Here is a 14,175-nt window from a genome sequence, read left to right on the forward strand (position 1 = left end):
TCATGCTGGAGAGCACGCTTGATCTGCCCGTCGAGGCGCGCGCCGTCCTCGAGGAAGAGGCCACGCTCCTCGAGCGCGTGCGCGCCGCGCTGGACCGGGCGCAGGAGCGCGCCTCGCGCGTCGGCGGGCGCGCGCCGCGCGAGCTCAGGTCCGTCGCGGCGCTCCGGGAGCTCCGCGACGAGGCCGCCGCGGCCTCGGCCGACGATCTGCCGGCGGTGCTCCTCGAGATGAGCGTGCGGCAGCGCCTTATCGAGCAGGAGCCCAGGGAGGCGCTGCCCGACCCGCTCAGCCCGTACCTCGCCCACCTCCGGGTCGACGAGGGCAAAGGGGCGAAGGACTACCTGCTCGGCCACGCGACGTTCCTGGATCCGTCGGCCGACGTGCGCATCCTCGACTGGCGCGTCGCGCCGGTGGCTCAGATCTTCTACCGGTACCGCGAGGGCGACGAGTACGAGGAGGCCTTCCCGGGGCGCGTGGCCGAGGGCGTCGTGAAGGCGCGCCGCATCGTCGTCGTGGAGCGCGGCGCCCTCACCCGGATCGTCGGCGACGGCCTCGTCCTGACGCGGCGAGGCGACGGGCGATGGACCCTCGCGGAGCGCGCGGCGCTCGCCATGCAGCCGGGCGGCGCAGGCACGGCCGCCCGCCCCGGGAGCCTCGGCGTCGGCGCCGGCGCCCTGGACCACGCGAAGGCCGCGGACGTCACCGCTCTGCTCGACGCCGATCAGTACGCCGCCGTGTGCGCGCCCCCCGAGCAGCCGCTCCTCGTGCTCGGCAGCGCCGGGAGCGGAAAGACGACCGTGGCGCTGCACCGCCTCGCCAGGATCGCCGCGCTGGATCCGGCACGTTGCCCGCTCTCGGCCATGAACGTCGTCGTCCCCGAGGAGGGCCTCGCGCGGCTGTCGCGCCGCCTGCTCTCGCCGCTCGGCGCGGGGGAGGCCCAGGTGAAGACGCTCGACGCTTGGTCGTCGGCGACCGCGCGCGAGGTCTTCGGCAAGCCGATCGCCCTGTGCGACGATCCCCCGGCGCTCGTCTCCAGCCTCAAGCGCCACCCGGCGCTCTACGGCGCGCTGCGCGAGAGATTCGCCAAGCTCGCCCCGGCGAACACGACGCTCCCGCGGCTGCGCCGCCGCCTCGCCGACGTCTTCACGGATCGCGGGTTCCTCGAGGGCGTCGTCGCCGCCTCGGGCGGGGACCTCCCGAGGAGCGCCGTCGAAGAGACCGTCCGGCACACCCTGCTGCAGATCGCCGAGCCGCTCGAGCGGCAGCTCGCCTCGATCACCGTGGCCTCGATGAAGCGGGCGCTCGACGGCCGCGCCATCGCGGAAGGGACGCCGGACGAGCTCGCGGGGACGCTCGACATCGACGATCTGCCGATCCTGCTCTTCCTTCGCGCCGCTCGCCGCGGCCTGGACGGGGCGGGGTGGTCGCACCTCGTGCTCGACGAGGCCGAGGACTTCTCGCTGTTCGAGCTGTTCGTCCTGGGGAAGCTCCTTGGCGAGACGCGCAGCGTCACGCTCGCCGGCGACGAGGCGCAGCAGACCTCCTCGAGCTTCGCCGGGTGGGACGCGGCGCGAGCGGCGCTCGGCGTGGGCGACGCGGCGACCTGCCGCCTCGCTGTGTCGTACCGGTGCCCGCGGCCTGTGACGGAGCTCGCGCGGCGGCTCCTCGGCGAGCTCGCGCCCGAGGCGCCCGCGCGCGCGGCCCGGGACGGCGCGCCGGTCGGGCTCTTCCGCTTCCCGAGCGAGGCGCAGGCGCACCTGTTCCTCGCCGGCGCGCTCCGCGATCTCGTCGGGCGGGAGCCCCGCGCCTCGGTGGCGGTCACCGCGCGGGACGCAGGCGCCGCGCGGGAGCTCCACGCGCTGATCGCGGACCTGCCGGAGGCGAGGCTCGTGCTGGAGGGAGCGTTCTCGTTCGAGCCGGGCATCGACGTCACCGACGTGGACAGCGCGAAGGGGCTCGAGTTCGACTACGTCGTCGTGCCCGACGCGACCGCGGCGGCCTACCCGGTGAACCACGAGGCCCGCCGGCGGCTCCACGTCGCGGTGACGCGGACGTCGCACCAGCTCTGGCTCATCTCCGGAGCGGCGTGGTCGCCGCTCCTCGGCGACGTGGGGGCGAGCTGACGCTCGCCGCGGCGCCCTGCGGGCGAGGTCCGGCCGGCGCGGAGACGGCGGCGGGAGGGAGCGGGCTGTCCCTCACCGCCGCGCTCCCGGCGAGCGCGACCCCCAGGACAGCGGCCCCGAACACCAGCAGCGCCTGCAGCCAGCGCCGCGGGGCGGGCGGAGGCTCCACCTCGTCGTCGGCCGAGCGGCCCCCGGGATCGAGCGACTCGAGCGCGGCGCGCAGCTGCTGCGTGCGCAGGTGGGACGCGTCGCCCAGGATCTGTCCGAGCCAGCTGGCGACGAGCGCGTCGTTGCCCGGGTTCGCGGCGCCCGGGATCGCCTCCTCGAGCGCGCGCATGAGCTTCGCTGCCGTCGCCGTGCGCGCGGTGGGCGACTTGGCGAGCGCCTCGGAGACGAGGCGGTCGAGCGCAGGCGGGATCGGCTCGGGCGGCGGCGGCGCGCTCAGGCGCTCCGCGAACCCGCGCCGGGACGGGACCGCCCGCGACGACAGCGGCGCGGCAGGCCGCTCGCTCGCGATGTGGGTCATCGTGCTCTCGCTGTCGTCGGCCTGGAAGGGATGAGCGCCCGACAGGAGCTCGTAGAGGAGCACCCCGACCCCGAAGAGATCGGACCGCCGATCGCACGGCTGCCCCCGGATGTGCTCCGGCGCCATGTACGGCGCGCTGCTCCGGAACAGGAACGCGCCCCCCTCGCCGGCCGCCGCGCCCGCCGCGCCCACCGTCAAAGGGCGCCCGCCGTCGCCGCGCAGCGCCTCCGGCAGTCGCTCGGACATCCGCCCTTCCTCGAGCTTCGCGATGCCGAAATCGACCATGCGGACGAGCCCTTCGGACGTGATGAGGACGTTGTCCGGCGAGACGTCGTAGTGCAGGAGCTCCCGGGGGTTGCCGCCCTCGTCCCGCAGCTCGTGCGCGGCGTCGAGGGCCGCGCAGATCTGGTAGGCGAGCCTCGCCGCGACGAGCACCGGCGCCGGGCGCCCGCGCGCGGCGCGCAGCACCGACGAGAGCGGCTCCCCGCTCACCCACTCCATGACATAGAAGAACGTGCCGTCCGTCTCGCCCAGATCCACGACGGGCACCACGTTCGGGTGCCTGACGCGCGCGGCCAGCGCGGCTTCGTCGAGGAATGTCCGGACAGCGTCGGGATCGGGCGAGAGCTCTGGGCGAAGCACCTTGATCGCAAAGAGCCGCTGAAACCCGTGCTCCCGCCTCAGCCGCGCCGCCCAGACCTCGCCCACATCGCCTGCGGCCACCCGCAGGACGAGTTCGTACCGGCCCAGGGAAAACCCCGGGAAAAAGCGCCCCCCGCCCCCCACGCGGAAGATGTGGCCCACAGTTGAAGAGGCCGCCAGTGCTCCCGGTGTGCGACGATCACGATTGTTGCCCTGGTTGTGAGACTCAACCTCAACCAGGAACCACTTCCGACCGCGACGTCATCGCCTCGGAGCGCCTGCCGGGCCAGCCCGCTGCTCGGACGTTTTCGGTCCTATCCGGGATGCGGGGGTCTTGATTCCTGAACAACCGGACAGTAAAGCTGCCGGAAACTGTTGCCCCGCGCGTCGTGGGTCCACCTCCGCGGTCCCCCGTCGTCGCCCCCCTCCTATCGCTCCCTCCCGAGGTACGCATGAGTGACGAGAAGAACACCAAGCAGAAGTCTGCCGCCCTCGAGCTCGCGATCGCCAGCGTCGAGAAGGAGTACGGCAAGGGGGCGATCATGCGCCTCAAGGACGGGCAGACGCTGCACGACGAGGTCGCGGCCGTGCCGAGCGGCTCGCTCGGCCTGGACATCGCCCTCGGCATCGGCGGCTACCCGCGCGGCCGCATCGTCGAGATCTACGGGCCGGAGTCGAGCGGCAAGACGACCCTCACCCTCCACGCCATCGCGGCCATCCAGCGGGCGGGCGGGACGGCGGCGTTCATCGACGCCGAGCACGCCCTCGACGTGACCTACGCCAAGAAGCTCGGCGTGAAGACCGACGAGCTGCTCATCTCCCAGCCCGACTACGGCGAGCAGGCGCTCGAGATCGCCGACATGCTGGTCCGCTCGAACGCCGTCGACATCATCGTCGTCGACTCCGTCGCCGCGCTCGTACCCAAGGCCGAGATCGAGGGCGACATGGGCGACAGCCACGTCGGCCTCCAGGCCCGGCTGATGAGCCAGGCGCTCCGGAAGCTCACCGGAACGACCGCACGCTCGCAGTGCCTGCTGATGTTCATCAACCAGATCCGGATGAAGATCGGCGTCATGTTCGGCAGCCCCGAGACGACGAGCGGCGGCAACGCCCTCAAGTTCTACGCCTCGGTCCGGCTCGACATCCGCCGCATCGGCGCCATCAAGGAGGCCGCCGCCGGCGGCAAGGAGCCGGCGGTCGTCGGCAACCGGACCCGCGTCAAGGTCGTGAAGAACAAGATGGCTCCCCCGTTCCGCGAGGTGGAGTTCGACATCCTGTACGGCCAGGGCATCAGCCACAGCGGCGACGTCATCGACCTCGCGACCGAGGCGAGCATCATCGAGAAGAGCGGCTCCTGGTTCTCGTTCCAGGGCGAGCGCATCGGTCAGGGCCGGGAGAACGCCCGCACCTACCTCGAGCAGCACCCGGCGATCCTCGATAAGATCGAGTCGATGGTGCTCGCGAAGCAGGGCATCTCGCGCGTCGGCGGGGCCGCCCCGACGAACGGCGCCGCGAGCCCCGGCCCGAAGGGCGGAGCCGCGGCCGAGGCCCCCGCGCAGGCGAAGGGTCGCGGCGAGGCAGCCGCGTCCGGCCAGGACGCCCGCCGTCCCCCGGGCAAGACGAACTGACGCTGGCCGCCCCCGACGCCATGCACCTCTATGTGATGCGGCACGGCCCGGCGGAGGAGCGGGCGACCAGCGGGCGCGACGCGGACCGGAGGCTCACCCCCGAGGGCCGCGAGCGCGTGGCGCGGGTCTCGCTCGAGCTCCACCGCCTCCGGGGCGGCGCCCCGCTGCCGCTGGTGCTCGCGAGCCCCCTCGCGCGTGCGAGAGAGACCGCCGAGATCGCGGCGCCGATCTGCGGTGCGCCGGAGGTCGAGCTCCGGGACGAGCTCGCGCTCGATGCCGGGCTCCCGAGTTCGCTGGTCGCCGCGCTCGCCCGAGGCGGCGCCGATGCGCTGCTCGTCGGGCACCAACCGAACGTGGAGCACCTCGTCCGTACGCTCCTCGACACGCCCGGCCGGGGCGCGACAGCGCTGCTCCCTGCCGGCTTCTGTACCGCCCTGGTCGTCGCCCTCGAGCCGGAGCCTTCCCAGCGCGCGCAGGGCCGCTGGCGCATGACGCAGATCCTCGATCCCCGGGCGCTCGCCTCACGATGAGGGAGGCGCTGCGTACGCGACGTGTCATGGCGGGAGAGAGAGCAGGAGCAGAAGACGCGCGTCCGAGGCGGAAGACGGCCCGACCGGAGCATGCTCTCGCGGCCTTCACTACAAGCTCATGAAATTGCAGAGGAAATCCAGATCACTGGCGAGCGGCGGCCGGGGCGCCCTCCCTCTCCCTCCGGAGGGATCGGCCACCCGCTTACATAGTCACAAATCCGAATGATTTCGATGTTCTCGGCCGCTCGCTTGACAAGGATCCCACCCGAGAATACGCCCAAATAAGGAGGATTGAGATGGCGGGACAGATGGCCTTCCCCTTCGCTCAACCCCCTCCAGGCCGTCTGTCGCGCAGCGGTGGGAAGGGCGTGGCGCGTACTTCCCTGTTGCCGCGTGTCTCCCGGGCGGTCGTCCGGGTGCCGGACCCCCGTCACCATCCGATCGACATCGATCTGCCGCCGGGCCAGCCGCACATCTACGTGCACGAGGGGGCGCGCCAGGCGCTCATCCGTCGGCTGGAGCTGGCCCAGAAGCGGCCGGTCCTCCTCTCGGTGACCGACAACTACCGGCAGATGATCTCCTCCTCGCTCCGGGAGGGCATCCTGCAGGCGCGCGTCCACCACATGTTCCTCGACGCGCCGGCGCTCGTTCAAGAGGCGCTCGTCCGGTACGTGGTGACCCAGGACCGGGCCGCCTCGCTCGTGGTCGGCCAGTACATCGACGAGAACGGCCATCGCATCCGGGCGAGCCGGCCGGTGAGCACGCCGCTCACGACGCAGGGGCGGACGCACGACCTGCTGATCCTGTTCCAGAAGCTGAACCACGGGTACTTCGGCGGCGGGGTCGACGCGCTGATCACCTGGGGCAAGCGGACCAAGGCGCGGAAGCCGCGGCGCACCATCAAGCTCGGGAGCTACTCGGCGGTCGAGCGGCTGATCCGCATCCACCCGGTGCTCGACCGGCCCTGGGTCCCCCGCTACTTCATCTGTTACGTCATCTACCACGAGATGATCCACCACGTGATGCCGGCGAGCCACGGCAACGGGCGCCGGATGCTCCATCCGCCCCAGTTCCTCGCCCGCGAGCGGCTCTTCCGCGACTACGAGCGCGCCCTCGCCTGGGAGACGGACCACGTGGGGCGGCTGCTCCGCACCTGACGCATCCATCGCCTGCGGACGCACGGCATCCGGCGGTGCCGAGCGACGAACCATTGCGCGAAGGTGCGGCTGGCTCTAAACCGCGAACCCCCGTACGGGCCGCGCCAGCAGGCGCCCCGTGGGCGATCCCGTAACCTCGAAAGTGTGGAAGGCCAGCGTGCAGGAGATTCTCACCCAGGAAGCGAGCCCGAAGCGGGCGATGGAGGCCCTCGAGTGGGCCGTCCAGCGAGCAGAGAAGGCAGAGGCCGAGCAGCCCGAGGCGGGCGCCGAGCCATGCGCCTCGTCCAGGGTGATCTCCGGGCGGCCCGCCGACTTCAAGGCCGCGGCCGCCACCTACCTGCCCGATGTCCGCAAGCTGCTCGACCGGGTCATGATGAGCGACGACGCCGAGGCCGGGCTCGACGCCCTGCTCGAGTCGGGCGCCCTCGCCGCGATGCTGCCCGAGGTCGAGGCGATGGTGGGTTTCGGCGACGGGGAGTGGCGCCACAAGGACGTGTGGAAGCACACGAAGCAGGTGGTGCGTCAGGCCGTCCCGAGGCTAGAGGTCCGCTGGGCGGCCCTGCTCCACGACATCGGCAAGACAAGGACGCGCTCCATCTCGCCGACGGGCGAGGTCCACTTCTTCGGTCACGCCGAGGTCGGCGCGCGCATGTTCGACAAGATCGACCGGCGGCTGCCGCTCTTCACGAAGGAGGAGGCGCTGAAGAACAGCATCCGCTTCCTGATCCTGCACCACCTCCGGGCGAGCCAGTACGACGCGTCGTGGACCGACAGCGCGGTGCGCCGGTTCGCCAAGGAGATGGGCAGCTGTCTGAAGGACGTGCTCGACCTGTCGCGGGCGGACATCACCACGAAGCGGCCCGAGAAGAAGCGGAAGGGGCTGAAGCAGATCAGCGAGCTCGCCGAGCGGGTGCTCCAGGTCCAGGCGGAGGACGCGGTGGTGCCGCCGCTGCCGAGCGGCATCGGCGACGCCATCATGCATGCGTTCGGGCTGCCGCCGTCGCGGCGGATCGGCGAGCTCAAGCGCGCGCTGGAGGAGGCGGTCGAGACGGGCGAGGTGGCGTCGCACCAAGAGGCGGACGTCTACATCGCCTTCCTCCGCGAGCACGCAGGGCGATTCGGGATCTGACCGGCGGCGCGCGGTAGGGAAGCCGGGGTGCCCGCCTCCTGTGCGGGCGATCGGTCAGCGCAGCGGGGCGTTGCAGGTGACGCAGCGCTGGGGGATGCCTTCCTTGTGGTAGTGCTCGCCGCAACGGCCGCAGAGACGGGCGTCGGCCTCGAAGGCGATCAGCTTGTCGGTCGCCTTGCAGCGGAGGCCGGCGACCTGCGGCGGCTCCAGCGAGCGCACCTCGCCGGCGGCATCGTCAGGCGGAGGCAGCGCGCCTTCCTTGATGTCAGCCGCACGCGCGGGGATACGCACCCTCGCCTCGGCCAGCACGCGCGCGGCCGCCGGGAGATGCGCGCGCAGCGGGATGGCGATCGCCGTGCCGCTGCCCTGGACCGTGAGCGCCGTCTCCGTGAGCAACAGGCCCGTGACATCGTGCCAGCCGATGCGCTCGATCTCGCCAGGTCCGCTCTCTAGCCCCACGCCGGCATCACCGACACGAAGCGTCTTCATCGACCACTGACCGAAGAGCCCCACCGCCGCCCCGAGGAGCAAGGCGCCGAGGAGCAGGTACGTGGCCGCCGGGTGCGCCCCTGCGTCCTCGCCCCGGAACCACTGGCCGTAAACACCCGCCCCGGCCAGCAGCGCCGCGACGGACATGCCAAGCATCGTGAGGCCGAGCTCGAGCGATGCCTTCGGCTCGAAACGTCGCTCGCTCCGCGGATCGGTCCGCTGCCGCAACACGACCTCACCGCCCTGCCCCGTGGTCCCCGAACCCTTGCGCTTGCGCTTCACCGGTCTATCGGCTGCCATCGGCGGCTTCCTATCGGAGGAGACGCCCGGACGCAAAGGGGCTCAGCCCAGGCCAGCGCTCTACGCGAGCAGCCAGACGGGAGCCGCACCCCGCCCGCGCCGCAAGGACGGAGAGGTATGCTGGGACAGCGATGCTTTCGATGCCCAACGCAGCGACGTACGTCCTGCCCGCGCTGGGCATCGGGCTCGCAGCCCTCGCGATCCTGGGGCCAGGCTCGCCACGCATGGCCACCGGCGTGAGGGTGTGGGGGACGCCCGTCGCCGGAAGCGGGGCGCTGGCGCTCCGCGTCGAAGGGATGCGCCGCCTCCACGGCGCCGACGATCCGGCGGCGATCCCGCAGATCGAGGTGAGCGCCACGTCCGCAGGGTCGCCGCTCGAACGATGGACCGGCTCGCTCGACAAGGACGGCATCGGCGAGGCGCGGCTGCGCGCGCCAGCGGGGCTGCAGGAGCCGGTGACCGTGCGGATCGCGCTGGGCAGCGACACGCTCCTGGAGCGGCAGCTCCCGCTGCTGCCTCCGCTCCCAGCGGCGGAGACGAGCGCGCTGCCAGGCGCGGCGCACGGGGAGCTCCGCCTGCAGGTCGCGGCGGCGCGGGGAGCCCTGGCAGCTCCGTTCCCGGAGCGGGTGCGCGTCGCGATCGAGACGCAGGACGGAACACCCGCGGCAGGGGCGCGCCTCGAGGCGAGCACCGTCGGGGCAGAGATCGAGGGGCACGGCAGCGGTCCGGCGCAGATCACGGCCGATGCGCGCGGCGCCGCGGAGCTCACGCTCAAGCCGCTGGCGCACACGGTCGAGCTCACGCTCCGCGCGACCCGCCCGGGGAGCGCACCACCAGGGACACGGATCGCGAGCGGCACCTGGGAAGGGAAGCTGCCTGTGATCCCGGGAGCCATCTGGCTCGATCCGGGCGGTCTCGATGGTGAACGGCCCGAGCTCCGGTTGATCTCCCCGACGCCGAGGCCACGCGCCTATGTCTCGATTGGAGGTGCGCGCGGCCGTGCGCTCGGGACGATCGTCCCGCTCGTGGCCGACGGGGCGGGCTTCTTCTCGGGCAGGGTGACGCTCCCGGACAGCCTCGCGCCCGGGGAGGCGGACTGGGCTGTGGTCGCGAGCGACCCCTACGAGCAGGGCGTGGGCACGGTGGCCTGGCCGATCGCGTCCGCGGTGGCGTCCGCCTCGCCGCGGCGCGTGGAGTTGCTCGCGGACGGGATGCCGGCGGCCGAGGCGCGCGAGCGGGCCCGCGCCTCGCATGCGCGGCGCGCTGGCCTCCTGGTCCTCGCCGCGTCCGCGGTGGTCCAGGTGCTGCTGCTCGCGCTGCGATCACGCACCGCGCGGCGCCGCCTGGAGGCGCACGTCGCCGCCGCCTCGGGCGGCGAGGGCAAGGACGGGACCCATGGCGCGCCGCTGTCCAGGGAAGATCGCGACCGGCTGCTCGCCGCCGTGCGGGCGGAGCCGCTGCTGTCGGTGCTCGCCCTCGCCGCGCTCGTCGGGCTCTCCTTCGCGGCGGTCGCGGCGCTCGCCACGTTCCGATGACCCGAGGGGGCGTGCCGCCTTGTGGATTTGATCCGCGGCGAGCCCCGAGCCGCTAAACTGGACGGCCAGGCGGCACGGGGCGGGAGGACGATAGACAGGGCATGTCCGAGCAGCAGCGGTACCGGGTCATCAAGCGCCTCGCCTCCGGAGGCATGGCGGAGGTCTTCGTCGCCGAGAGCGCGGGGATCGAAGGGTTCAAGAAGCAGGTCGCGATCAAGCGCGTCCTGCCGCAGCTCAGCAAGAAAGAGCAGTTCATCGCGATGTTCCTCGACGAGGCGCGCCTCTCGGCGCACCTCTCGCACTCGAACGTCGTGTCGGTGTTCGACATCGGCGTCGGCGACGGCACCTACTTCATCGTGATGGAGTACGTGGACGGCGCCGACCTGAGGGCCCTCCTCGATCACCAGAAGAAGGTGGGCCGGCCGATGACCGTCGAGGTGGCCGCCTTCATGGCCGCGAAGATGTGCCAGGGCCTCGCCTACGCGCACGATCTCGCGACCGGGGACGGAAAACCGCTCCAGATCGTGCACCGGGACATCACCCCGGCCAACGTGCTCATCACCCGCTACGGCGAGGTGAAGATCGTGGACTTCGGGCTCGCGAAGGCGTCGAGCCAGCTCGCCGAGAGCGACGCGGGCATCATCAAGGGGAAGTTCGGCTACCTGGCGCCCGAGACGGTGCTCGAGCAGGGCGTCGACCAGCGCGTCGACATCTTCGCGCTCGGGATCATCCTCTGGGAGATGCTCGCCGGGCGCCGGCTGTTCCTCGGCGACTCCGACTACATCACGGTGCGGCTGGTGCGCGACGCGGTGGTCCCCTCGCTCCAGCAGATCAACAGCGACGTGCCGCGCGAGCTGGAGCAGATCATCCGCCGCGCGCTCGCCCGCGACCCGGGGGCTCGCTACCTGTCGGCGCGCGAGCTCGGGCGCGACCTGACCCGCTTCCTCTACCGCTACGGCCGCCCGGTGAGCGAGGACGACGTCGCCGCGCTCGTGGAGCGCGCCAAGGGCGGGCCGGCACGGGCGGTCGACGGGACGCAGAAGATCGCCGAGCTCATCGACATGATGCTCCTCGAGTTCAAGTCGCTCACCAAGGAGCCGACCGCCGGCGGCAGCGGCCTGAGCCTGCTGCCCACCCTGGAGGGCGCCACGATCCTGAACCACGGGGAGGAGCACCCGAGCTCGCCGCCCCCGCGCAGCGAAGGGCCGCTCGGGGGGCTCGCCGACGAGCTGGAAGGCCCGGACTCGCTCCACCAGGACGAGTCGTCGTCCTCGGTGACGGCCTGGTTCCGGGGGCTCATCCCGCGCTAGATCCCTGCGCGGACAGCGACGTGGCGTCCGCGCCGCTGCGCTGTCCCATCCGTCCCATCCCATGACCCGTCACCGGCCAGGAGGAGCCTTCCTCCGGCCCACAGCAAAGGCACAGAGAAGATGAGCGTCGAGATTGGAAAGCCGTTTCCGCGCTTCGCCCTGCCGAACCAGGACGGCAAGACCGTGAAGCTCGAAGATTTCGCGGGCAAATGGCTCGTCCTCTACGTCTATCCGAAGGACGACACGCCGGGATGCACGATCCAGGGCAAGTCGTTCACGGCCTCCAAGGCCGATTTCGACGAGGCCAACATCGCCGTGGTCGGCCTCAGCGAGGACGACGTCACGTCGCACAAGAGCTTCTGCGACAAGTTCTCGTTCACCATCGACCTGCTCGCCGACACGCGCCACGAGGTGCTCAAGGCCGCGGGCGTCGGGCAGAGCGAGTGGAAAGGCACCCTGTACTGGGACCGGACGACATTCGTCATCGATCCGTCGGGCGTGCTGCGAAAGACCTACCTGAAGGTGAAGCCCGACGGGCACGAGCAGGCCCTCCTCAAGGACATCGCGGAGCTCAAGGCCCAGGCCTGAAAGCCGCGAGGCCTGCGGGGGCAGGGCGCAGGGAGGAGGACGCTCCACCTGCGCAAAAACTTGCTCACGCTGGATTTGCTGGCATGTCGCCCCTACCCTGTCGCCCTTGTGGCAGCACGCCCTCCTTTTGCTTCCGGTCGAATCGTATCGCTCACGGCCTTCGCGGCGATCGCCGCGGCGGCGCTCTCGACCGCTTCGGTGGTGGGCGCCTGTAAAGGCTCCGGGGGCGGCGGGTCTGTCGGCTCGAGTACGGGCGACGCAAGCGGCTGTCCGATGGGGCCAAGACAGGCGCTGTTCACCATCACCGTGCGCGCGAGAGGCGCCACCGTCCCGCCAGACACCACCGTTCACATCGCGTGGAGCGCCGCGGACGAGCCGATCTTCGTCCTGAGCGATCCGACCACCTGGAAGACGCTCGACGAGGCCAACCTGGTGTGCGCCGTCGATCGCGCGCAGCCTCCTCCCGAAGCGCTGGAGGCGCTCGTCTGCGAGCTGTGGACGGCCGGGGTGACGTGGGTGAAGATCTCGGGGACAGGCTACGACGACTTCGAGCAGACGCTCGCGCCCGTCATGAACGAGGAGTGCGAGAGCTTCCTGCCTCAGAACGTCGATATCGAGCTCGTCCCGGCGGTGGACGGGGGCACGGGCGAGTAGCTGACGGGCGCACCAGGGCGAGATGATCGCTGCCAAGCCGAGGCGCCCTCTCCTGTCGAAGGCAGCATGCGCCCCGATCCCCTCTTGCCCCTGCTCCTTCCTGCCTTCCTCTCCGCCTGCAGCTCAGCTCCCGAGGCGAAGGCCCCGGCCCCGGGCGGACAGACGTTCCCCGAGGCGGTCGCGATGATGTGCGATGTCGACAGGAGAGCCGGGCTCGACCCGGAGGCCGATCCTATCAGCGTCGGGCAGATGCGGTCGGCGTGGATCACAGAGCACGTCGAGAGCCCCGATGGAATTGAGCTCCGCACGATGCTCAGCGTAAAAGGGGCCGCAGAGCAGGGGGCAATGCTGCGCGAAGAGGCCAAGAAGGCAGGACTCGCGCGCTGCGCGCTCGCGGACTCGCTGGAGGCGGACGGGACAGGCGGGCTATCGCCATGACGCCATGAATGCACAAGATCGGCAGCGACGCACAGCCATCGACGGCGGGGTGCAGCCGCTGGCCGCTCATGCTCTCACGAAGACATCTGGAGACCGTGTTTCATCGCCTCGTCGGGCCGCTTTCGTCCACCGTCAGGAGAGCACTTCCGTGGCATCCTTCGCCCCGAGAACGTTATCGATCCAGCGGTCGAGGGTCGTGATGTCCGTGCATGCCTGGATGCGCGCGCTCTCGCACTCGGCGAGCACGATCCCTGCACGCGCGAGCAGCCGGAGCAGCGTGCCCCTCTTGGCCTTGAGCTCGCCCTCACGCAAGCCCTCACGCAGGCCCTCGAGCTTGCCGCGGTCGATGAGCTTCTGCACGAACGGGGGAAAAGTTGCCTCGCCTTCGATCTGCCGTTCCATGACCAACGCCTCCAGAGCCCGCCGCATGGGCTCACGCAACCCGTTCCAGATGACCTGAAAATAGACCGCCGCGTGCTCCTGGTCGAGCCGACCGAGGGCGGCGAGCGCGGCCTGGACCACGGTGAGCCCGTTCGGCCCGTTGCCGTGCACCACGGCCGAGAGCACGGCGAGCTCGATCTCCCTCTCGGCTTCGGTAGGGTCGGTGATCTCGGGGACCACGGCTGGACCGAGCACCAGCGGCTCGACGTGGCCCAGCCCCAGACCGAGGTCGATGTTCTCCGCCGCCCAGGTGGCCACGCCCGCGTCCGGCGCTACGACAAGGACGACCGTGCCGCAGCGCTTCCTGGCGCGCACGGCCGTGACGTACGTCGGCCACGAGAACTTCTTGTCGGGATCCTCGTTGCGCTGGACCTCGAGGACGATCGCCAGCGCGAGCGCGCCGCTCGCGTCTCGAAGCTCGAGCACCAGGTCGGCGCGGAACTCGACAGGGATGAGCTGGTCGAGCGACGACTCGACCACCGCAACCGAGGCGTGCGGCGGTACCTCGACGTGGAAGAGCGTCGCGAGAAAGCGGGGCGCGAGCTCCGGGTGCTCACGGAAGATCTCGACGAGGGCGTTGTGCTCGAGCGTCGGCATGACGAGGGGCCTCGAGCACGCACCGTGCCGACATGAAACGACGGGAACACGCGAGGAGAGAGCCGACTCCGGGGTGGCGGCGCCATGG

Annotated in this window: 13 protein-coding genes; 10 read left to right on the forward strand and 3 right to left on the reverse strand. The window is 71.4% G+C overall.

What is annotated here, in order from left to right:
• The first annotated feature begins 2 nt into the window (after positions 1-2).
• Positions 3-2,123 (forward strand): ATP-binding domain-containing protein, encoded by a 2,121-nt coding sequence (locus WME79_RS33270; RefSeq protein ID WP_437523022.1) that lies wholly within the window; start codon positions 3-5, stop codon positions 2,121-2,123.
• Here the strand turns inward: WME79_RS33270 and WME79_RS33275 are convergent.
• Positions 2,071-3,372 carry a protein kinase domain-containing protein gene (locus WME79_RS33275; protein ID WP_437523024.1) on the reverse strand — a complete coding sequence of 434 codons (1,302 nt, stop codon included), beginning with the start codon at positions 3,370-3,372 and terminating at the stop codon, positions 2,071-2,073. The two genes, WME79_RS33270 and WME79_RS33275, sit on opposite strands and share 53 nt — an antisense overlap.
• A 371-nt stretch (positions 3,373-3,743) precedes the next feature.
• Here WME79_RS33275 and recA point away from each other — a divergent pair, with 371 nt between their 5' ends.
• From recA to WME79_RS33295, 4 genes are all read left to right on the forward strand, one after another.
• Positions 3,744-4,919, forward strand: a complete 1,176-nt coding sequence (recA, locus tag WME79_RS33280; protein ID WP_437523025.1) for a recombinase RecA — start codon at positions 3,744-3,746, stop codon at positions 4,917-4,919.
• Positions 4,920-4,939: 20 nt separating this feature from the next.
• A complete protein-coding gene (locus WME79_RS33285; protein WP_437523027.1) occupies positions 4,940-5,449 on the forward strand; it encodes a SixA phosphatase family protein in 510 nt (169 codons plus the stop codon).
• Between the two features lie 296 nt (positions 5,450-5,745).
• Entirely contained in the window at positions 5,746-6,606 is an 861-nt protein-coding gene (locus WME79_RS33290) for a hypothetical protein (protein WP_437523029.1), read from the forward strand.
• Between the two features lie 157 nt (positions 6,607-6,763).
• Positions 6,764-7,735, forward strand: a complete 972-nt coding sequence (locus WME79_RS33295) for an HDIG domain-containing metalloprotein (RefSeq protein ID WP_437523031.1) — start codon at positions 6,764-6,766, stop codon at positions 7,733-7,735.
• 54 nt (positions 7,736-7,789) lie between these two features.
• Here WME79_RS33295 and WME79_RS33300 read toward each other — a convergent pair whose 3' ends face one another.
• On the reverse strand, positions 7,790-8,524 hold the full coding sequence (locus WME79_RS33300; protein ID WP_437523033.1) for a hypothetical protein: 735 nt from the start codon (positions 8,522-8,524) through the stop codon (positions 7,790-7,792).
• A 140-nt stretch (positions 8,525-8,664) separates the two neighbouring features.
• On the opposite strand from WME79_RS33300, the gene WME79_RS33305 reads away from it, so the two are divergent.
• The 5 genes from WME79_RS33305 to WME79_RS33325 all read left to right on the forward strand — a co-directional run bounded on the left by WME79_RS33305 (position 8,665) and on the right by WME79_RS33325 (position 13,049).
• Positions 8,665-10,059, forward strand: a complete 1,395-nt coding sequence (locus WME79_RS33305; RefSeq protein WP_437523035.1) for a hypothetical protein — start codon at positions 8,665-8,667, stop codon at positions 10,057-10,059.
• A 101-nt stretch (positions 10,060-10,160) separates the two neighbouring features.
• Positions 10,161-11,369 (forward strand): serine/threonine protein kinase, encoded by a 1,209-nt coding sequence (locus WME79_RS33310; protein ID WP_437523036.1) that lies wholly within the window; start codon positions 10,161-10,163, stop codon positions 11,367-11,369.
• Between the two features lie 120 nt (positions 11,370-11,489).
• Positions 11,490-11,957, forward strand: a complete 468-nt coding sequence (locus WME79_RS33315; protein ID WP_437523038.1) for a peroxiredoxin — start codon at positions 11,490-11,492, stop codon at positions 11,955-11,957.
• Positions 11,958-12,230: 273 nt separating this feature from the next.
• Positions 12,231-12,611: a hypothetical protein gene (locus tag WME79_RS33320; protein WP_437523040.1), complete on the forward strand. Its 381-nt coding sequence runs from the start codon at positions 12,231-12,233 to the stop codon at positions 12,609-12,611.
• 66 nt (positions 12,612-12,677) lie between these two features.
• The gene (locus WME79_RS33325) at positions 12,678-13,049 is read left to right on the forward strand and encodes a hypothetical protein (protein WP_437523042.1); all 372 of its coding nucleotides are present in this window, start codon (positions 12,678-12,680) and stop codon (positions 13,047-13,049) included.
• Positions 13,050-13,181: 132 nt separating this feature from the next.
• On the opposite strand, the gene WME79_RS33330 is transcribed toward WME79_RS33325, so the two are convergent.
• Positions 13,182-14,087, reverse strand: a complete 906-nt coding sequence (locus WME79_RS33330; RefSeq protein ID WP_437523043.1) for a hypothetical protein — start codon at positions 14,085-14,087, stop codon at positions 13,182-13,184.
• Between the last annotated feature and the right edge of the window lie 88 nt (positions 14,088-14,175).

This window comes from Sorangium sp. So ce726 (assembly GCF_051521405.1).
Classification (GTDB): domain Bacteria; phylum Myxococcota_A; class Polyangia; order Polyangiales; family Polyangiaceae; genus Sorangium.